At 63.3% G+C, this 18,273-nt stretch carries 16 protein-coding genes; 9 read left to right on the plus strand and 7 right to left on the minus strand.

Going from position 1 to position 18,273, the window contains the following annotated elements; all coding sequences use genetic code 11:
• Window positions 1–2: 2 nt before the first annotated feature.
• From ACIU1A_RS12630 to ACIU1A_RS12650, 5 genes are read left to right on the plus strand one after another with little or no spacing between them, the layout of a single operon-like run.
• Complete coding sequence (locus ACIU1A_RS12630) at window positions 3–773, plus strand: ATP-binding cassette domain-containing protein (RefSeq protein ID WP_140495806.1); 771 nt, start codon at window positions 3–5, stop codon at window positions 771–773.
• Window positions 774–804: 31 nt separating this feature from the next.
• Window positions 805–1,791 (plus strand): autoinducer 2 ABC transporter substrate-binding protein, encoded by a 987-nt coding sequence (locus ACIU1A_RS12635; RefSeq protein WP_140495805.1) that lies wholly within the window; start codon window positions 805–807, stop codon window positions 1,789–1,791.
• Window positions 1,792–1,838: 47 nt separating this feature from the next.
• A complete protein-coding gene (locus ACIU1A_RS12640) occupies window positions 1,839–2,786 on the plus strand; it encodes an ABC transporter permease (protein ID WP_404927425.1) in 948 nt (315 codons plus the stop codon).
• Window positions 2,783–3,739, plus strand: a complete 957-nt coding sequence (locus tag ACIU1A_RS12645) for an ABC transporter permease (RefSeq protein WP_404927426.1) — start codon at window positions 2,783–2,785, stop codon at window positions 3,737–3,739. Before ACIU1A_RS12640 ends, ACIU1A_RS12645 begins: the two co-directional genes overlap by 4 nt.
• A 2-nt stretch (window positions 3,740–3,741) precedes the next feature.
• Complete coding sequence (locus tag ACIU1A_RS12650; RefSeq protein ID WP_404927427.1) at window positions 3,742–5,058, plus strand: M20 family metallopeptidase; 1,317 nt, start codon at window positions 3,742–3,744, stop codon at window positions 5,056–5,058.
• A 196-nt stretch (window positions 5,059–5,254) separates the two neighbouring features.
• Here the strand turns inward: ACIU1A_RS12650 and ACIU1A_RS12655 are convergent, their stop codons facing one another.
• The 7 genes from ACIU1A_RS12655 to ACIU1A_RS12685 all read right to left on the minus strand — a co-directional run bounded on the left by ACIU1A_RS12655 (window position 5,255) and on the right by ACIU1A_RS12685 (window position 13,715).
• Window positions 5,255–6,133 carry an SMP-30/gluconolactonase/LRE family protein gene (locus ACIU1A_RS12655; RefSeq protein ID WP_140517088.1) on the minus strand — a complete coding sequence of 293 codons (879 nt, stop codon included), beginning with the start codon at window positions 6,131–6,133 and terminating at the stop codon, window positions 5,255–5,257.
• Window positions 6,134–6,170: 37 nt separating this feature from the next.
• Window positions 6,171–7,133, minus strand: a complete 963-nt coding sequence (locus ACIU1A_RS12660; protein ID WP_140517090.1) for a 3-keto-5-aminohexanoate cleavage protein — start codon at window positions 7,131–7,133, stop codon at window positions 6,171–6,173.
• Window positions 7,130–8,077 (minus strand): 3-hydroxyacyl-CoA dehydrogenase, encoded by a 948-nt coding sequence (locus tag ACIU1A_RS12665; RefSeq protein ID WP_140561497.1) that lies wholly within the window; start codon window positions 8,075–8,077, stop codon window positions 7,130–7,132. The genes ACIU1A_RS12660 and ACIU1A_RS12665 overlap by 4 nt, the downstream gene beginning before the upstream one ends.
• A 10-nt stretch (window positions 8,078–8,087) precedes the next feature.
• The gene (locus ACIU1A_RS12670; protein ID WP_140495799.1) at window positions 8,088–8,894 is read right to left on the minus strand and encodes an SDR family oxidoreductase; all 807 of its coding nucleotides are present in this window, start codon (window positions 8,892–8,894) and stop codon (window positions 8,088–8,090) included.
• 13 nt (window positions 8,895–8,907) lie between these two features.
• Window positions 8,908–10,974: an ABC transporter permease gene (locus ACIU1A_RS12675; RefSeq protein ID WP_404927428.1), complete on the minus strand. Its 2,067-nt coding sequence runs from the start codon at window positions 10,972–10,974 to the stop codon at window positions 8,908–8,910.
• On the minus strand, window positions 10,971–12,512 hold the full coding sequence (locus ACIU1A_RS12680) for a sugar ABC transporter ATP-binding protein (RefSeq protein WP_404927910.1): 1,542 nt from the start codon (window positions 12,510–12,512) through the stop codon (window positions 10,971–10,973). The genes ACIU1A_RS12675 and ACIU1A_RS12680 overlap by 4 nt, the downstream gene beginning before the upstream one ends.
• 75 nt (window positions 12,513–12,587) lie before the next feature.
• Window positions 12,588–13,715, minus strand: coding sequence for a sugar ABC transporter substrate-binding protein (locus ACIU1A_RS12685; protein ID WP_140728907.1), 1,128 nt, complete (start codon window positions 13,713–13,715; stop codon window positions 12,588–12,590).
• A gap of 216 nt (window positions 13,716–13,931) precedes the next feature.
• On the opposite strand from ACIU1A_RS12685, the gene ACIU1A_RS12690 reads away from it, so the two are divergent.
• The 4 genes from ACIU1A_RS12690 (at window position 13,932) to ACIU1A_RS12705 (ending at window position 18,273) form a co-directional block, all read left to right on the plus strand.
• Window positions 13,932–14,612, plus strand: a complete 681-nt coding sequence (locus ACIU1A_RS12690) for a GntR family transcriptional regulator (protein WP_140495796.1) — start codon at window positions 13,932–13,934, stop codon at window positions 14,610–14,612.
• 284 nt (window positions 14,613–14,896) lie between these two features.
• Window positions 14,897–15,781: a cytochrome c oxidase subunit II gene (coxB, locus tag ACIU1A_RS12695; RefSeq protein WP_140521021.1), complete on the plus strand. Its 885-nt coding sequence runs from the start codon at window positions 14,897–14,899 to the stop codon at window positions 15,779–15,781.
• Between the two features lie 21 nt (window positions 15,782–15,802).
• Complete coding sequence (gene ctaD / locus ACIU1A_RS12700; protein WP_140495794.1) at window positions 15,803–17,572, plus strand: cytochrome c oxidase subunit I; 1,770 nt, start codon at window positions 15,803–15,805, stop codon at window positions 17,570–17,572.
• Window positions 17,569–18,273: a cytochrome c oxidase subunit 3 gene (locus ACIU1A_RS12705; protein WP_140495793.1), complete on the plus strand. Its 705-nt coding sequence runs from the start codon at window positions 17,569–17,571 to the stop codon at window positions 18,271–18,273. Before ctaD ends, ACIU1A_RS12705 begins: the two co-directional genes overlap by 4 nt.

Below are 18,273 nucleotides of genomic sequence, written 5' to 3' on the forward strand. Positions count from 1 at the left end.
CCATGACAGAACCGTTTCTTGTCGCCAGAAATATCGCAAAGCGCTTCGGCGCTCTGACTGCGCTTGCCGATGTCGACCTGGAAATCCGCTCCGGCGAGGTGCTGGCGCTTCTCGGCGACAACGGCGCCGGCAAATCCACCTTCATCAAGATCCTGGCGGGCGCCCATCCGCCCAGCGATGGAAAGCTTCTCATCGAGGGCAATCCGGTGGCTTTCTCCTCGCCCAAGGATGCGGCGTCGTCGGGGATCGCGACGATCTTTCAGGAACTGGCGCTCTCGGAAAACCTGTCGATTGCCGAAAACGTCTTTCTCGGCCGCGAATTGAAACGCTCCATTTTGGGTATTCCCTTCCTGAAGCGCAAGGAAATGCGCCAGCGCGTCGACGGCCTGCTGAAAGAGCTCGACGCGCATATTTCCGATCCGGAAGCACCCGTCGGCAGCCTGTCCGGCGGTCAGCGCCAGGCCGTGGCCATCTGCCGGGCCCTCAATCTGAATGCCAGGCTGGTCATCATGGACGAGCCGACGGCGGCCCTTGCCGTCGCCGAAACCCGCAAGGTCCTGGCACTGACGCGGCGGCTTGCCGCGCGCGGTTGTGCCGTCGTCCTCATCAGCCACAACATTTCCGAAGTGTTCGAGGTTGCCGACCGCATCGTGGTGTTCCGGCGCGGCCGCAAGGTGGCCGAACGGCTGGCGGCCGAGACCAATCACGAGGAAGTCGTTTCGCTCATAACAGGCGCTCATCCCGACGTGCGGGCGCTTGAAAAATCAAACTGAAATGCACGTCCATTCCAGAGAGGATAAACCAATGCTTTCTCAACTCAAAAAAGCGCTCGCCGTTTCCGTGCTGTCACTCGTGGTCGCCACGGCGGCGCATGCCGCCGACAAGCCCAAGGTCGCCTTCGTCCCGCAATTGATCGGCATACCCTATTTCAATGCCATGGAAGCCGGCGGCAATCGCGCCGCGAAGGACCTGGGCGTCGATTTCATCTATTCCGGCCCCGTCGACACCAACCCGGTCGATCAGTTGCAGATCGTGCAGAACCTGATCGACCAGGGTGTCCAGGCGATCTCGGTCAGCGTGCTGGATGCGTCCAGCATCGCGCCCGTCGTCGAGAGCGCCAAGGCCAAGGGCATCAAGCTTTTCACCAGCGACAGCGATGCACCCGACAGCGGCCGTGCCGTCTATGTGGCGCAGGCGACCGACGAAGGGCTCGGCACGACGATCATCGATGAGTTGGTGAAGCGTGTCGGCGAGGACGCCACGATCGGCATCGTCTCCGGCGAGGCGACGGCGTCCAATCTCAACGCCTGGATCGGCTTCATGCAGAAAGAGGCCACCGCCAAATATCCGAAGCTGAAACTGCTCGCTCCGCAATTCGCTGGCGGCACGGCCGAGCGCGCCGCGCAGATATCAGGCGATCTCATGGCCGCCAATCCCGACATCAAGGCCATCATCGCCGTCGCATCCTCGACCTGTCCGGGCGTCGCCCAGGCCATCGAAACCGCCGGCAAGATCGGCTCCGTCATAGGCACGGGCTATTGCAGCCCGAACACGGCGCGATCCTACCTGAAGAGCGGCGCCTTCGGCTTCACCGTGCTGTGGGATCCCGAACAGCTGGGCTATCTCACGGTCTGGGCCGGCAAGCAGTTGATCGACGGCAAGAGCTTCGAAGCGGAAAACAAGATCGCCGGCCTCGAAAAGCCCGCCACCTATGATGCCGCCAAGGGCATCCTGCTGCTCGGGCCGCCGGCGGTCTTCACGAAGGACAATGTCGACAAGTTCAACTTCTGAGCCTTGGGATGAACACGGTGCGACAGTTTGGAAACGGCGTTTTGGCCATGAACGGGCGGGAGTGGTCCTTGCTTGCCGCCTGTCTCCTGGCGATCGTCATCTTTTCTGTCGCATCGCCCCACTACGCGACGCCAGGCAATGCGGCGACCGTCCTGCGCAACAGCGTCGAACTGCTGCTGATCGGCCTTGGCATGACCTTGCTGCTGGCCATGGGCGGCATCGACGTCTCGATCGGCATCGTCATGGGTCTGGCGGCAATAGCGATCGGCCGTGTGCTCGGCGCCGAGGGCAATCCGCTGCTGGCGCTCATCGCTGGCCCTGCGGTCGGTGCGCTGCTCGGCTGCGTGACGGCCACCGTCGTCGTCCTCGGTCGCATTCCGGCAATCGTGGGAACGCTCGGCCTGCTTGGCGTCTACCGCACCGCCGTCTTTGTCCTTCTCGGCGGGCAGTGGCTCTCCGGCCTGCCCTCGAGCCTCACCAATCTTCTGGCAACCACCGTACTCGGCATTCCAGTCCCAGCCATCGTCATTGCCATCGCCTATCTGGTCGTCTGGCTGGCGTTGCGGCGAACCCCCTACGGGCCGCACCTGCTGGCGATCGGCAATTCCGAGGAAAAGGCCCGGCTGTCCGGAATCCCCGTGGTCAAGGCACGCTTCATGACCTTCGTCATCAGTGGCGTCCTGACTGGCATTGCCGCCACGTTTTACGTCGCCACCTACCGCAATGTGGAGATGACGATCGGCAGCACGCTGGCGCTCGATGCGATCGCCGCGGTCATTCTCGGCGGCACGAGCATATTGGGCGGCAGATGCAGCTTGATAGGCACGGTCTTCGGTGTACTGCTTCTGAGAATTCTCCAGAATGGATTGCTCTTGATCGGCGTTCCCTCGCTTTGGCAGCCTGTGGTTACCGGTGTTCTCATCATCGGCGTGCTCGGCTTCGAAGCCGTCTCCAACCGGCTGCCGCTTGCCCAATTCCTGCGAGCCCGCGCATGAACAGGATCCGAAACCTGCGGGGCCCCGCCCTCACTTTGGCTCTGCTGTGCGGTCTCTGGCTGCTCGTTATTGTCGGCCTGCTGGCGCTCAAGCCTTCGGTCTTCAATCTCGGCACCGTCACCACAATTTTGCAATTTTCGACGATCCTGGCCCTGGTCGGCCTTGGACAGGCGCTGGTCGTCCTGGCCGGGGGTGCGGGCATCGACCTGTCCGTTGGCGGCGCCGTTTCGCTCTCGGCGATCGTTGCCATGCTTTCCCTGAAGCTGGGGTTGCCGCCCCTTCTGTTGCCGGTCGTCTGCATCCTGGCTGGCGCTGTGCTCGGTGCCTTGAACGGATGGCTGGTGAACGGGCTCGCCCTTCTCCCCTTCATCGCGACGCTGGGAACATTTTTCGTGTATTCCGGCCTGGCGCTTGCGGTCACCGGCGGCGCGGCCCAGTCCGGCGTGCCTGCCTGGCTGCTCGTTTGGGGGCGCGGTGCGATCATGGGCATCCCCGTGCCTTTCCTTACGCTCGCCGTCCCCTGCTTCGCGCTTGCCGGTCTCGTGCTGCTCTCAACGGCTTGGGGACGCTGGATCTACGCCATGGGCTTCAATGAACGTTCGGCCAAACTGGTCGGCATCCCGGTCGATCGCGTGCGCTTCATCCTTTATGTGCTGAGCGGCGCGCTTGCCGGTGCGGCCGGCCTCGTCTCTCTCGCCTGGCTCGGCAGCGGCAGGCCCAATATCGGCCAGAACCTCGAACTGGAATCGCTGACCGCGGCCATGCTGGGAGGCATCGTCATCACTGGCGGGCGCGGTGGCGTCGGCGGCGTGTTCGCGGCCGTCCTGCTGCTGGTCACGTTGAAGACCGGCCTTTTGCAATTGAACATCAACACGCTCTGGCAGGTGGGGATTGTCGGCGCCCTTCTGGTTTTCGTCCTTCTCGCCGACCGACTTTCCCAACGTTGGAGATAACAATGCCTTCCATGGAAGAGACCATCGCCGCGCGCATCGAGGCAGCCGCCGAGCGCATCGTCAAGACGCTGAGCGATCTCGTCGCCTTCCCCTCGATCGTGAAATCGAATCCGAAGGAGGCCGGCCCGGGCGAGCGCGATTGCCAGCTCTACCTGCAAAAGCGCCTTGAGGCGCTCGGCTTCTCGACCGATCTCTGGGATCCGGACGGCCCGGCACTCTACGAAAAATACAAGGGACGTGCCGGCGCCAACAAGGGCAGGACGTTCGAGGGCCGGCCTAATCTCGGCGGCGTTCTGAAAGGTACCGGCGGCGGGCGGTCCATCATGCTGACCGGCCATATCGACGTCGTGCCGCCGGGTGCCGCCGGGCACTGGACCACCGATCCCTTCCAGCCTGTCCTGAAGGATGGATTCCTGCACGGTCGCGGCACGGTCGACATGAAGGGCGGCGTCGCCTGCATGCTGATGGCGGTCGAAATCCTGAAGGAACTCGACGTTTCCCTCTCCGGCGACGTCGTCTTCACCACCGTCGTCGACGAGGAAATCGGCGGCATGGGGTCGCTCGCCATGGTTGATCGCGGCTTTCGCGCCGACGCCGGCATCATGACGGAACCGACGGCGAACAGGATCGCACCGCTTTGTCACGGCATTCTGTGGGGCAAGATCATCATCGACGGCATAGGCGGCCATGCCGAACTGACGCCGAACGCCTGGTATTCGAGCGGCCCGGTCGACGCCGTCCAGCTTTGCCGGCAGATCCTCGACGGCATCGACATCCTCAACCGGCGCTGGATGTTCGATCCCAGGAAGAACCACCCGCTGATGGACCTGCCCAACCAGATCATCGTCACCCAGATCAATGCCGGCGAACATCCATCCTCCATGGCAGGACGCGGCGAGATCATCATCGACGCACAGTATCTGCCGAGCGAGCATGACGAGTTCAGGCTGGGCGGCAATGTCAAACGCGAAATCGAAGAGCACATCGCCAATGTCTGCCAGGCGGATCCTTATCTGCGAAAGCACCCTGCCCGTGTCGAATGGATCCTCGATGCCGATTGCGCCGAGATCCCGTCGGACAACCCTTTTGTCGGCCTGTTCCAGGAGGCCGTCAAAGCAGCCGACCTGTCGCCGGCCCTGAGCGGCTTCGGCGCACACAGCGACATCGGCCTGCCGACCGGCCTGGGCAACACCCCGACCGTCAACTTCGGTCCTGGCGATCCGGCGCAGGCGCATCAGCCGAACGAGCGCGTTTCGGTGCGCGATCTCGTCGACTGCACGAAGGCCATCGCCTTAGCGGTGGAGAAATGGTGCCGATAGTTTTTAGCTGACTGCGAGCGGCAGGAAGTTTGCGGAAGACGTCCGGGAGGAGCGGCGAGAGCAATTCCAGGAAAAAGTGTGTACGGTTTTCCCGGGAAAAGCGCGTAGCGCTTTCCCTATGGAATTGCGCAAAAACAAAGAGATAGAGCGGTTCGCCGTTTCCATGAAACGGTGAACTGCTCTAAGAGGCCGCCCGTCAGCCACCAAACCTCGGCTCGGGAACTCCGGTCACGCCAAGGCCGGTGATGGCGAACAGGCTGCCGCGCAGCACGCCATCGCCGGGAAAACGCGGCAGCGGCGGCTTGGCCATCGAGGTGACGTAGAGCGTGTCGAGCTTCGGTCCGCCGAACATGGCGCTGGTGATCTTCTTCACCGGCATGTCGATGATACGGTCTATGCTGCCGTCCGGCGCGTAGCGCACCAGGCGGCCGTCATAGACCAGCGCATTCCACAGACAGCCTTCGGCATCGACGGTCGAGCCGTCGGCGGCACCACCGCGGCTGGTATCGACGCGAACGAAGGTGCGGCGGTTGCTGGCCGTACCGGTCTCGATGTCGTAATCATAGGCCCAGATCTCGCCGGTCCAGGTGTCGGCGAAATAGAAGGTGCGGTCGTCGGGGCTCCAGCATGGACCGTTGGAGCAGATGATGCCGGAATCGATCCTGGTGACGGAGAAATCCGGATCGAGCCTGTAAAGGCCGCCGGACGGCCCCTCTTCCATCGTGTCCATCGAGCCGGCGAAGAAGCGGCCGCGCCGGTCGACCTTGCCGTCGTTGAGACGGTTCATTGGCTTGTCCGGCTCCGGATCATGGATCGGCGTCACCTCGCCGGTGGCGAAATCGAGCAGATGGAAACCGCGCTGCAACGAGACGACAGCGCCGCCGCCATCCTTGCGCAGCGCCATCGAGCCTATCTTCATCGGCACGTCCCAGGAGCGGATCTCGCGCCCGTCGGCGGTCGCGCGGAAGACGCGCCCGTCGAAACTGTCGATCCAGTAGAGACGCTCCTGCTCGACGTCCCAGAGCGGTCCCTCGCCAAGCGTGGTCTTCACGTCCACCACGACTTCGATCTTCATGCCGTCCTCCTCTTTGCTCGCGCGGCGATTGGCTGCGTCAGAAAGCGACCTTGTCGCCGCCCTTCAGCGACAGGATCTCGCGCGCTTCGTCCGGCGTCGCCACCTCCATGCCGAGCCCCTCAATGATCTTGCGCGCCAGCACGACCTGCTCGGCATTCGACTTGGCAAGCTTGCCCCTGCCGGCCCACAGGCTGTCCTCCAGCCCGACGCGAATATTGCCGCCGAGGGCCGCCGATTGCGCGGCGATACGCAACTGGCTGGCGCCGGCGCCGAGCACCGACCACCGGAACTGGTCCCCGAACAGCCGGTCCGCCGTGCGCTTCATATGCGCGACATCCTCCGGATGCGTGCCGATGCCGCCCAGCAGGCCGAACACCGACTGCACGAAGAAGGGCGGTTTCACCAGCCCACGGTCGGCGAAGTGGGAGAGATTGTAGAGATGCGCAATGTCATAGCACTCGAACTCGAACCGCGTGCCGTTGTCGTAGCAAGTCGCGAGAATGTACTCGATGTCCTTGAACGAGTTGCGGAAGACGAGGTCGCGCGTCGCTTCCAGATGCGGCTTTTCCCAGTCGAACTTGAAGGTCTCGTATTTGTCGGCGAGGTGATAGAGCCCGAAATTGATCGAGCCCATATTGAGCGAGGCTACCTCCGGCTTGAACTGGGCGGCCGGGCGCACCCGCTCCTCGACCTTCATGTAGGGGCTGCCGCCGGTGGTGATGTTGATGGCGGCGTTGGTGCCTTGCTTGACGCGCGGCAGGAAACGGGCAAAGGCCTCCGGCGTCTGGTCGGGCTTGCCGGTCTCCGGATCGCGGGCATGCAGATGCAGGATCGCGGCGCCGGCTTCCGCGGCGGCGATCGCCTCCGAGGCGATCTGGTCCGGCGTGATCGGCAAATAGGGCGACATGGTCGGCGTGTGGATCGCCCCCGTCACCGCGCAGGTGATGATGACCTTGCCCCTGGCCGCCGTGGCGCCGGGCTTGCGGCTGGTTTCTTTCATTGTCCGAACTCCTGATCCGATTTCTTCTTGTGCGCCGCCAGCGCCATCAGCCGGCGATCCCGCCATACCTGCCGATCGCCCAGTTTCTCCCTGGGCAAGCGCCTGCTGCGCTCGGACTCGACGGTTTCCATCACCTCGCCCGCCCAGTCGACGCGACGCAGCATCTGCGGGAAAATATTGGAATAGATGCCCTGGTAGCGCTCGGCATAGTCGCGCACGCCGCCCGGCGCGTTGAGATCGATGGTCTCGAAGGGCCCCATGAACGACCAGCGCAGCGCCAAGCCATCACGGATGCCGATATCGACGTCCTCGACGCTGGCATAGCCGTCGGCGACAAGCCGGAAAGCTTCCTCGAGCAGCGCCCCTTGCAGCCGGTTCATGATGAAGCCGTCGAGCTCGCGCTTCATCACCAGCGGCGCGTGGCCGGCATCGAGGAGGAAGGCGCGCGTCCTTTCGAGCGTCTCGGCGGACGTCCACGGCGCCGGCACCACCTCCGCCGCCGGAATGAGGTAGGGCGGGTTGATCGGATGCACGACCAGGCAGCGGTGCCGCCCCGGGAGATGATCGGTGAATTTCGACGGCAGCAGCGCCGAGGTGGAGCTGGCGATCACCGCCTGCGGATCAGAGAGGGAATCGATCCGCGAAAACACCTCGCGCTTCACTTCGAGATTTTCCGGTGTGTTCTCCTGGATATGCACGGCGCCGGCCAGAGCCGCGTCCAAGTCTCCCATGACGACGATGCGCTCGAGCACCGCGTGCGCGGTCTGTCCGCGCAGCAGATCATTCGAAGCGAGATCGCCGAGCACGCCTTCTATGTAGTCGCGCGCGCCGCCTGCCGCGACCGGCGACTGGTCCCACATGCGCACATCATGGCCGGCGCGCGCGAAGCTGATCGCCCATGCCCGTCCGATGAACCCGCTTCCGACAATTGCAACCCTGGCCATGGCTTGCTCCTCAAAGCGTTTCGACGTTGCCGTCGACGCCGAGCGACTGGCCTGAAATGTTGATGCCCGCGTCGGACAGCAGGAATGCGACCATCGAAGCCACGTCGTACGGGCTGGTCATGCGGCGCAACGAGATGTTCTGCAAATAGCGTTCGGTCATCTCCTGATGGCTGATGCCGACCTGTTTGGCGCGTGCCGAGATAACGCTCTCGATGCGCGGCCCCTCTATGATGCCCGGCAGGATGGCGTTGACCCTGATCCCGTGCGGCCCAAGCTCCTTGGCAAGGCTCTGCGTGAAGCCGATGACGCCGAATTTGGCCGCCGAATAGGGCGTGCGGAACGCATAGCCGTGGCGGCCGGCCGCCGACGACATCGAGACGATCGAACCGCCGCCGGCCCCCTTGATGAGCGGCACGGCGCGCCGCGCGCACAGGAACTGGCCGGTCAGGCCGATGTCGAGACAGCGCCTCCAGTCGGCCGGATCGATTTCGTCGACGCCGCCGGTCGGCCCGGCGATGCCGGCATTGTTGATCAGTGCGTCGAGGCCGCCGAGTTTCTCCTCCACCGCCTCGAACAGCCGGTCGACATCGTCGTCGCGCGACACGTCGGCCTTGACCGCTGCGACGAGCGCCATCTTCTTGGGGGCGGCCGCCAGGGCTTCGTCGGACACATCGCAGACGACGATGCGCGCACCGAGCCGCGACAGCGTTTCGGCAATGGCGAAGCCAATGCCGCCGGCGCCCGCCGTGACCAGGACACGTTGCCCTTTGAGCCCCGCCAGGAATTCGTCGGGCGATTTGGGTGCGCTCGTGCTCATGATTCCATTCCCTTCATTGTATGCGTCTTTCGCGCAGCGCCATGACGGCGCCGAGCACCACCAGCCCGAACAGGATCGCCCGTGTGGCGTAGGGCAGCGTCGTGCCGGCCAGAAGCATCTGCAGCGCCGTCAAAAGCAGCACGCCGCCGAGCATGCCGAGATAGTGGCCGCGCCCGCCGGTGATCAGCGCGCCCCCGACCACGACAACGGCGATGGACGGCAGGAGATAGTCGTCGCCCATGCCGAGGCTGGCCTGGCCGGAAAAGCCGGTCAGCATGACGCCGACGATGGCCGCGCACAATGCCGACAGCATATAGACGAAGATCAGCGTCCGTCCGACGGCGATGCCCGAAAGCTGGGCCGCGCGCGGGCTGTTGCCAATGCCGTAGACCTTCCGGCCGAAGGCGGTGCGGCCGAGCAGCAGCACCGCAAGGGCCACGAAGACGACCATGAACGGCACGACCGGCGTCACCACCCATAGCTTGCCGGTCATGAACCAGCGCAGCATGGGCGAGGAGAAGCCGGCCGGCGTGCCTTGCGAATAGAGAAGCGCGAAACCTTGCAAGATGCCGTTGGTGGCGAGCGTCATGACGATCGGCGAGATGCCGAGGAAAACGATGCCGATGCCGTTCGCCAGTCCGATAAGACAGGCGATGGCGAGCACCACCGGCAGCGCATAGGCGAGTGCCGCGTCCGATCCGTTGACCATGCCGGCAAGGAGGATGCCCGACAGGCCGATCGTCCACGGCACCGACAAGTCGAGCCCGCCTGTGAGGATGACGCTGCCCTGCCCGAGCGCAAGCACGGCAAGGAAACTCGACAGCACGAACAGCGAGTTCCAGTAGGTGGGATTGAAGATGGCCCGGCCGAGCCAGATCTGGGTGACGATCATGACGACGGCCAGGCAGACATAGGCCGGCAGCGCGTAGCGCAGCGCCTTGGCATTGCGCACGCGAAAGCCGGGCGCCTGTCCTGGAATGGCGGGCTTGTGGGCGATGCGCAGCCTGCGGTCGGTGGGGTCGAGTTGCGACGGCAGCATGCCGGCGCGCCATGCGGCGAACCGCGCGCGCAAGGCGCGGACCTGGTAGGCAAGCACGGAGCCATGCGACAGCGAGCCCGCGAGAACGGCAAGGATGAGGATGGTGCCCTCGGCGATGGTCGAATAATAGGCCGAAACGTTGAGGACGAGCAGGACGTTGACGACCATCATCAGGATATAGGCGCCGAAGACGGTGCCGAACGGACCACCCTGCCCGCCGCCGAGCCGCGTGCCGCCGACCACGACGGCAGCGAACATCGACAACAGCAGCGGATTGCCGACGAGCGGATCGCCGCTGCCGGTCTGGGCGCTGATGAACACACCGGCAAGCCCGTAGCAGCCACCGGCGATGACATAGACGAGGAAGCGCACGAGAGCGACGCGCACGCCGACCGCGGACGCGGCGTCTGGATCGCTGCCGACCGCGTAAAGCGCCGTGCCGAACCGCGTGCCTTTCAGCCAGAACCATGCCAGCAGTACCATGCCGATGACGACCAGCGGCATGGGCAACCAGCCCGGGATCGCATCGCCGAGATAGAAAGCACCGAGATCGGGCGAGACGAAGCCGCCGGGCTTGTCCATGACCAGCAGCGTGATGCCTTGCAAGATGAACATGGTCGACAGCGTGACGACGATGGGCTGCATGCGCAGCACCGCGATGAAGAAGCCGTTGAACGCCCCGACGAGCATGCCGACGCCAATGCCGGCCATCGTCCACAGCCAGACGCTCGTTCCGGTCGCCATCGGATCCATCGACGTGGCCAGCACCACATTGACCAGCGAAACCACGGCGCCCGCCGACAGGTCGAAGCCGCCGGACAGGATGACGATGGTCTGGCCCATCGCCGCCAGCGCCGAGGTGGCGCCGCCGCTCGACAGGAACGAGATGTCGAAATAGGTAAGCCGCCCGGCGCTGATCAGGTCGACGACGACGAGCAGCACTGCAAAGACAATCGCCGCGATGATGGCGCCGCGATGCCGCGCCAGGAGGCGCACCAAGGGTCCGGCCTGTCCGGTTGTTAACGAACCGACCGCGCTCACTGTGCTGCCTCCAGCATATTGCCGCCATGTCCCAGCGCCGGACGCATGATCGCGCTCTCGGTGATCTCGTCGCCGGCGAGCTCGGCCACCAGCCGTCCGTCATAGAGAACGAGCACGCGGTCGCATTGATGGACTAGTTCGGGAATTTCGGTCGAATGCAGCAGGATCGAGCCGCCCGCCGCCACGTAGTTGCGCATCATCACGTAGAGCTCATGCTTGGTGCCCACATCTATGCCGCGGGTCGGGTCGAAGAGCAGCAGGATGCGGCTTTCGGCGACCAGCCACTTGGCGATGGCGATCTTCTGCTGGTTGCCGCCGGAAAAAGCGCCTGCCCTTGTCCACAGCGCTCGGTTGTCCACCTCGACCGTCGAGAAGGCCGCCTGCACCGCGCGTGCTTCCTCCTCCTCGCGGATCAAGCCGAGCCGGGTGAAGCGGCCGACCACCGGCAGGGATGCATTCTGCCGGCCCGACAATTTCAGGAACAGACCTTCGGTCTTGCGATCCTCCGGCACCAGCCCGATCGCCATGTTGGGCCTCAGCGCATCGGCCGGCGAGCCGAGCCACACTTTGCGGCCGTCGACCATGACGTGGCCGCATTCGATCTCGGCCATGCCGAAGCAGGCGAGGAACAGGTCTAGCTGGCCCATGCCCTGAAGTCCGGCGATGCCGAGGATTTCGCCCCTGCGCAAATCGAAACTGGCGCCGTCGAGTTTTCTGCCCGCCTTGAGGTCGCGCACGCCGAGCACCGGCGGACCGAAGACGGCCGCGCCCTCAGGCTTTGGCGGAAAGGTCTGCGCGAGGGCGCGGCCGATGATCTTCTCGATCACATCCTCATCCGAGATGTCGGCCACCGGTGCGGTGATGATGTGGCGGCCATTCCGAAGGATGGTCAAGGTATCGCAGAAGGCCCGCACCTCACGCATGCGGTGGGTGATGAACACGACCGTCGTTCCGGCGGCCTTGAGCCGCGCGATGATTGTTCCCAGCCATTCGACGTCGCCGCCCGAAAGCGTCGAGGTCGGCTCGTCCAGCAACAGGATGCGCGGCTTGCGGTAGACGGCGCGCGCGATCTCGATCTTCTGGCGGACCGCGAGATCGAGCGTCGCCACCTCGGCGTCGAGATCGACCGAAAAACCGAGATCGGCAATGTGCCGGCCGACTGTCTTGCGCGCGGCCGACCGCCTGATCAATCCGGTCGGGCCGGATGGCGCATAGGGCAGCAGCATATTGTCGAGAACGCTGAGGTCGCGGACCAGCGTCATCTCCTGGAACGCCGTCTGCACCCCGCGTTCATGCGCGGCGCGCGGCGAACCGAGCGCGGCCGGCGCGCCAAGGATGCTGATCTGGCCCTGATCGGGCCGCACCAGTCCCGATAGGAGCTTGACCAGCGTCGACTTGCCGGCGCCGTTCTCACCCAGCAAGGCGTGCACGCTGCCAGGCGAGATCGCGAAGGAGACGTCGTCAAGCGCGACCGTCGCGCCAAACGCCTTGCGTATGCCGTTGACGGCAATAGCCGGCACATGCGTTGTTGAAGTCATCATTCCCGGTTCCGGCATGCCATGCTTGCGGGCGCGTGGAGCCCACAGTGCCCCACGCGCACGGATTGCTGAAGCCTACTCCTCGGGCTGGCCGACGAGCGCCGCGTTGAGGCCGATCTCGGGCGTCTGGTCGGAGAAGATCGACGCGAACCAGCCGGGGTTGGAAACCAGCGACGGTTTGAAGGTGTTGCATCCGGCCTTCATTTCGGCCCAGGTGCCCTCGTTGCAAAGCTTGCTCGTCTCGTTGGTGACGATCGGCAGCGGCAGGATTGTCGCTTTCGGCACATCCTTGCCCTCGATCGCCTCGATGGCGAGCTTCAAGGCGAGCGCGCCGGAATAAGGCGGCGAGGCATACGAAATGCGCGGCGCGCCGAGCGGTGCATAGGGAGAAGCAGCACCCTCGACCTCCGTCCCTTCCGGCAGCATCTGGATGCGGCCGCCATTGGAGCCTTCACCGGCGCAAGGCAGAAGCTGGCTGGCCTTCCTGCCCGCCTCGAGCTGCATCGAATTGGCGGTGAAGCAGCCTACCTGCATCCACAGCCCGTTAATGTCGTCCCAGTTGCGCGTGGCGAGAATCTTGGAGAGTTCGGTGCGTGCCACCGCCTGGCTCCACATGCCGACCGCTTCGCCGACAATCTTGATGTCCGGATATTTGGCGAACACTGCCTTGGCGGCCTTGGTGCGCAGCTCGTCGACCGAGGTGCCGGGAACGCCGGTCACGGCGATGATGTTGCCCTTGCCGTTGAGCTTCTTGGCCAGCCATTCGGCTGTCACCCTGCCAGCCTCCTCCTGGTCGATATGGACATTGTAAGCGCAGGGCTCGGTGATCTCGGCGTCGTAGGCGAAGACCTTGACCCCCTTTTCGCAAGCGTTCTTGACGACCTGGTTCAGCGCCGTCGGCGAGATCGGATAGATCACGATCGCCTCCGCTCCCGCCTGCACCATGGCGTTGATCTGCTGGATCTGGCGCTGCGCATTCGGCCCGGCCACCTGGACCTGCAGGTCGACCTTGTCGACCAGGCTCTTGTGCGAGGCCATCGCCTTGACCATGTTCGCCGCCTCGGCCTGCCAGTCATTGCCGATGAAGCTCATGCTGAGAAAAATCTTGTGTTTTTCAGCGGCCTCGGCCGCGGAGATGCCAAAAGCACAGGCAGCCATGCCGGCCAGCAGCGCAAGCCGCCGGGCTTTCAATCCGATACCCATTATGAAACTCCTCCCGATCCGAACGATCGGATGCCTCCCAAGGGCACGAGACGTGACCTTGCCATCCGATATCGCAACCGTATCACCATTTGATCAAAGATCAATGATGAAATATGCTCATGACAAGGCGACGGCGGGGGTGCTTGACGCCGCAGCCGGAAGCCTGCATTCCGGATACGGGTTATGGCGCAGCTTGCGCGGGAAGGTTGAGGGGAGATGGCTGGAGCGGCGTTCAGAAAGCCGGGTGTCGAGATCGCGCCCCTGTCCAAGGAGACCTTGCAGGACAGGGTCTATCGCCATGTCACCGAATTGATCCTCGACGGCAGCATCGTGCCGGGCGAGATGGTAACGGTGCAAAGCCTTGCCGATGCTTTCGGCGTCAGTCCGATGCCGGTCAGGGAGGCCCTGCGGCGGCTGACCGCCGCCAACGCGCTGATGGTGGTTTCAGGCCGCTCGATCGGCATTCCCGCACTCAGCCGCACACGCCTCGTCGATCTGAGAAACGTCCGCTTCGAGATCGAAGCGATCGCCGCCGCATGGGCGGCCGAGCGTATGGACGACCAAGCTATCGCCCGGCTGCGCCAGCATCTGGACGCGCTCGAACAGGCCAATGCGGCGGGAGACGTCAAGTCCTATCTGCGCGCCAACTACGCCTTTCATTTCTCCATCTACCGGGCGGCCGGCTCCGAGAACATTCTCAACATCATCGAGAACTTGTGGTTGCAGATCAGTCCTTATTTCAACATGCTGCACGATTCCGGAAACTATTCGACCGCCAATGCGCACCATCAGGAGATGTTCGCTGCGTTGCGCGACCGGGACGCGGAAGCGGTCAAGGCCGCGGTCCGCGCCGACATCGACGCCGCCTTCGACGTTCTGGTCGGCCTGCTGAAATAGCACAAACGAAACTTCGTCGGCGCGAAGATCGAATTCGGCCTGCCGACGTGGCTTGGCACACCCCACCGTCGACTTCGCCCAAACGATCCGGCGCAGGCGCATCAGCCGGACGAACGCGTCCCCGTGTGTGATGGACGGCTCCTCTCGAAGGGTTGGCGCAGGCAAGGCGGGATTTTTCCCGTCAAGACAGTCGGCTCTAGAATTGCGACCCCAAATCAAGCTATGATGCACTTGGCATTTCCGGAGACGGCTTCGCGCCCCTGGAATGCCGGGAGGAACGGGACATGGCCTTCGCGCTTGTACTCGTTTTGATAGTTGTGGGCTCGGTGCTGTTCCACCTCCTGAGCCCATGGTGGTGGACGCCGATTGCCTCGAACTGGGACTATATCGACAACACCATCATCATAACTTTCTGGATCACCGGCGTCGTCTTTGCCGCCGTGGTTTTGTTCATGGCCTATTGCGTCTTCCGCTTCCGTCATCGGGAAGGCAATCAGGCGGCGTATGAACCGGAGAACAGGCGGCTCGAATCCTGGCTGACGGTTGTCACCGCGGTCGGCGTCACGGCTTTGCTGGTTCCCGGCCTGTTCGTCTGGAACCGGTTCGTCAACGTTCCGAGCGACGCAACCGTGGTCGAAGTTGTCGGCCAGCAATGGCAATGGAGTTTCCGCCTGCCCGGCAAGGACGGCAAGCTCGGCACATCCGACACCCGCGGCGTCACCGCTGACAATCCTTTGGGCGTGATCACCAGCGATTCCAATGGCCAGGACGATGTCGTGGTCGAAGCGGCCGATCTGCATCTGCCGGTTGGCAAGCCGGTCAAGATGTTACTTCGCTCGATCGACGTGCTGCATGATTTCTATGTGCCGGAATTCCGCGCGAAAATGGACATGATCCCGGGCTCGGTCACCTATTTCTGGTTCACCCCAACGAAAACCGGAACCTTCCAGGTCCTGTGCGCTGAACTCTGCGGCCAAGGACATCCGATGATGCACGGTGTGGTGATGGTCGATACGCAGGAGGATTATCTGGCGTGGCTTGGCCAGCAACAGACGTTTGCGCAATTGTCGGCGCCCCAGCAGACGGGCTCGGCAAGCCAGGCGCCGGGTCCAACGACGGTGTCAAGTTCGAGGATTGCAGCAAAGCTCGAAACCGTCGGGTCTCGCTAAAAAGGACACGGAGGTGTTCCTATGGTCGATATTACCCCTGCAGATGCCATCCCGCCGGCCGAAGTCGCGGAAGTCGAACTGTATCATCCGCACAGTTGGTGGACGAAATACGTCTTCTCGCAGGACGCCAAGGTCATTGCCATCCAGTATTCGGCGACGGCAACGGGAATAGGCCTGGTCGCCCTGGTGCTGTCCTGGCTGATGCGGCTGCAACTCGGCTTTCCCGGCACCTTCGACTTCATCACGCCTGAAGCCTACTACCAGTTCATCACCATGCACGGCATGATCATGGTGATCTATCTGCTCACGGCGCTCTTCCTCGGCGGTTTCGGCAACTACCTGATCCCATTGATGGTGGGGGCTCGCGACATGGTCTTTCCCTATGTCAACATGCTGAGCTACTGGATCTACCTGCTTGCCGTGCTGGTTTTGGTGTCGAGCTTCTTTGCGCCTGGCGGACCGACGGGGGCCGGCTGGACGCTGTACCCGCCGCAGGCAATCATGACCGGCACACCGGGGGGCCAGGACTGGGGCATCATCCTGATGCTCGTCTCACTGATCCTGTTCATCATCGGCTTCACCATGGGCGGGCTGAACTATGTCGTGACGGTGTTGCAGGGCCGCACGCGCGGCATGACGCTGATGCGTCTGCCGCTGACTGTCTGGGGCATCTTTACCGCGACCGTCATGGCTCTGCTCGCCTTCCCGGCGCTATTCGTCGCCTGTGTGATGATGCTGCTTGATCGGACGCTCGGCACCAGCTTCTTCATGCCGGCGATCGTCGAAATGGGCGAGCAATTACAGCATAATGGCGGCAGCCCGATCCTGTTTCAGCATCTGTTCTGGTTCTTCGGCCATCCCGAAGTCTACATCGTGGCCCTTCCGGCCTTCGGCATCGTGTCGGACCTGATCAGCACCCATGCGCGCAAGAACATCTTTGGCTATCGCATGATGGTCTGGGCCATCGTCGGCATCGGTGCGCTGAGCTTCGTCGTCTGGGCGCACCACATGTATGTCAGCGGCATGCATCCCTATTTCGGTTTCTTCTTCGCCACCACGACATTGATCATCGCGGTTCCGACCGCCATCAAGGTCTACAATTGGGTGCTGACATTGTGGCGCGGCGACATCCACCTCACCATACCGATGCTATTTGCCCTGGCTTTCATCGTCACCTTCGTCAATGGCGGGTTGACCGGGCTGTTCCTTGGCAATGTCGTGGTCGACGTCCCGCTGTCGGACACGATGTTCGTCGTTGCCCATTTCCATATGGTCATGGGGGTCGCGCCGATCATCGTGATCTTCGGTGCGATCTACCACTGGTATCCGAAGGTCACCGGCCGGATGCTGAACGAGGCGCTGGGCCGGTTCCATTTCTGGGTCACCTTCCTCGGCGCCTACCTGATTTTCTTTCCCATGCACTACCTCGGACTGATGGGCGTGCCCAGGCGTTACAATGAACTGACCGATATGACGGTGATGACAGAATCGGCCCACCATCTGAACTCGTTCATCAGCATCATGGCGTTCATCGTCGGCTTTGCCCAGATTGTGTTCCTGTTCAATCTGATCTGGAGCATCCGTCATGGCCGCGAGGCCGGCGGCAACCCGTGGCGGGCCACGACCCTCGAATGGCAGACGCCGCAAACACCACCGGCCCATGGCAATTTCGGCAAAGACCTACCGATCGTCTATCGCTGGGCCTATGACTACAGCGTACCGGGCGCCAAGGAGGACTTTATCCCGCAAAACGTACCGGGCTCCTTCGGTCCCTCCAAGGAGCCGGCATGAGCGTCATTCTGGTCTTCATGCTCGTGATCGCCGGTTTTGCCGGATGGTGGCTTTCCCACCAGCGGCTGATGACCAAGCCATGGCTCGAGCAAGGTATGGCCGGGGATTTTGTTGGTATGGAAGGATCGGCGCTACCGACCGCCAAGATCGGCCTCGGCGTCTTCCTGGCGGTCGTCGGCTGTCTGTTCGCGCTGATCACCAGCGCCTACTTCATGCGCATGGCGCTGTCGGACTGGCAGGCGCTGCCGCTGCCGCGGCTGCTCTGGTTCAACACCGGCATGCTGGTCCTCAGCAGCATTGCGCTGCAATGCGCCTCGCTCGCGGCGCGTAAGGGTCAAATGGACATGGTTAAGCTCGGCCTTGCCACCGCCGGGTTTACGGCGCTCTCCTTCCTGATTGGACAGTTTATGGCCTGGCGCGAGCTGTCTGCCGATGGCTACTTTCTGGCTTCCAATCCGGCCAACAGTTTCTTCTACCTGCTTACCGGAATGCATGGCCTGCACATACTGGGCGGACTGGTGGGCCTGGGCAGAACAACCGTCGGCGCTTGGAACGGGGCAAGGCCGGCGCGGCTTCGCCTCAGCGTCGAGCTGTGCGCCATGTATTGGCATTTCCTGCTTTTCGTCTGGCTTGCCATCTTCGCGCTTCTGGCCGGCTGGGCCGCGACTTTCATCGATATTTGCCGGGGGTTACTGACGTAG

The organism is Mesorhizobium maamorense, from assembly GCF_044998965.1.
Taxonomy (GTDB): domain Bacteria; phylum Pseudomonadota; class Alphaproteobacteria; order Rhizobiales; family Rhizobiaceae; genus Mesorhizobium.

Coding starts and splice junctions, on each gene's coding strand:
- ACIU1A_RS12680 (WP_404927910.1), bottom strand. CDS start 12,512: ATGACTTCAACAACGCATGTGCCGGCTATTGCCGTCAACGGCATACGC.
- ACIU1A_RS12635 (WP_140495805.1), top strand. CDS start 805: ATGCTTTCTCAACTCAAAAAAGCGCTCGCCGTTTCCGTGCTGTCACTC.
- ACIU1A_RS12670 (WP_140495799.1), bottom strand. CDS start 8,894: ATGAGCACGAGCGCACCCAAATCGCCCGACGAATTCCTGGCGGGGCTC.
- ACIU1A_RS12660 (WP_140517090.1), bottom strand. CDS start 7,133: ATGAAAGAAACCAGCCGCAAGCCCGGCGCCACGGCGGCCAGGGGCAAG.
- ctaD (WP_140495794.1), top strand. CDS start 15,803: ATGGTCGATATTACCCCTGCAGATGCCATCCCGCCGGCCGAAGTCGCG.
- ACIU1A_RS12650 (WP_404927427.1), top strand. CDS start 3,742: ATGCCTTCCATGGAAGAGACCATCGCCGCGCGCATCGAGGCAGCCGCC.
- ACIU1A_RS12645 (WP_404927426.1), top strand. CDS start 2,783: ATGAACAGGATCCGAAACCTGCGGGGCCCCGCCCTCACTTTGGCTCTG.
- ACIU1A_RS12690 (WP_140495796.1), top strand. CDS start 13,932: ATGGCTGGAGCGGCGTTCAGAAAGCCGGGTGTCGAGATCGCGCCCCTG.
- ACIU1A_RS12705 (WP_140495793.1), top strand. CDS start 17,569: ATGAGCGTCATTCTGGTCTTCATGCTCGTGATCGCCGGTTTTGCCGGA.
- ACIU1A_RS12630 (WP_140495806.1), top strand. CDS start 3: ATGACAGAACCGTTTCTTGTCGCCAGAAATATCGCAAAGCGCTTCGGC.
- ACIU1A_RS12685 (WP_140728907.1), bottom strand. CDS start 13,715: ATGGGTATCGGATTGAAAGCCCGGCGGCTTGCGCTGCTGGCCGGCATG.
- ACIU1A_RS12640 (WP_404927425.1), top strand. CDS start 1,839: ATGAACGGGCGGGAGTGGTCCTTGCTTGCCGCCTGTCTCCTGGCGATC.
- ACIU1A_RS12665 (WP_140561497.1), bottom strand. CDS start 8,077: ATGGCCAGGGTTGCAATTGTCGGAAGCGGGTTCATCGGACGGGCATGG.
- ACIU1A_RS12655 (WP_140517088.1), bottom strand. CDS start 6,133: ATGAAGATCGAAGTCGTGGTGGACGTGAAGACCACGCTTGGCGAGGGA.
- coxB (WP_140521021.1), top strand. CDS start 14,897: ATGGCCTTCGCGCTTGTACTCGTTTTGATAGTTGTGGGCTCGGTGCTG.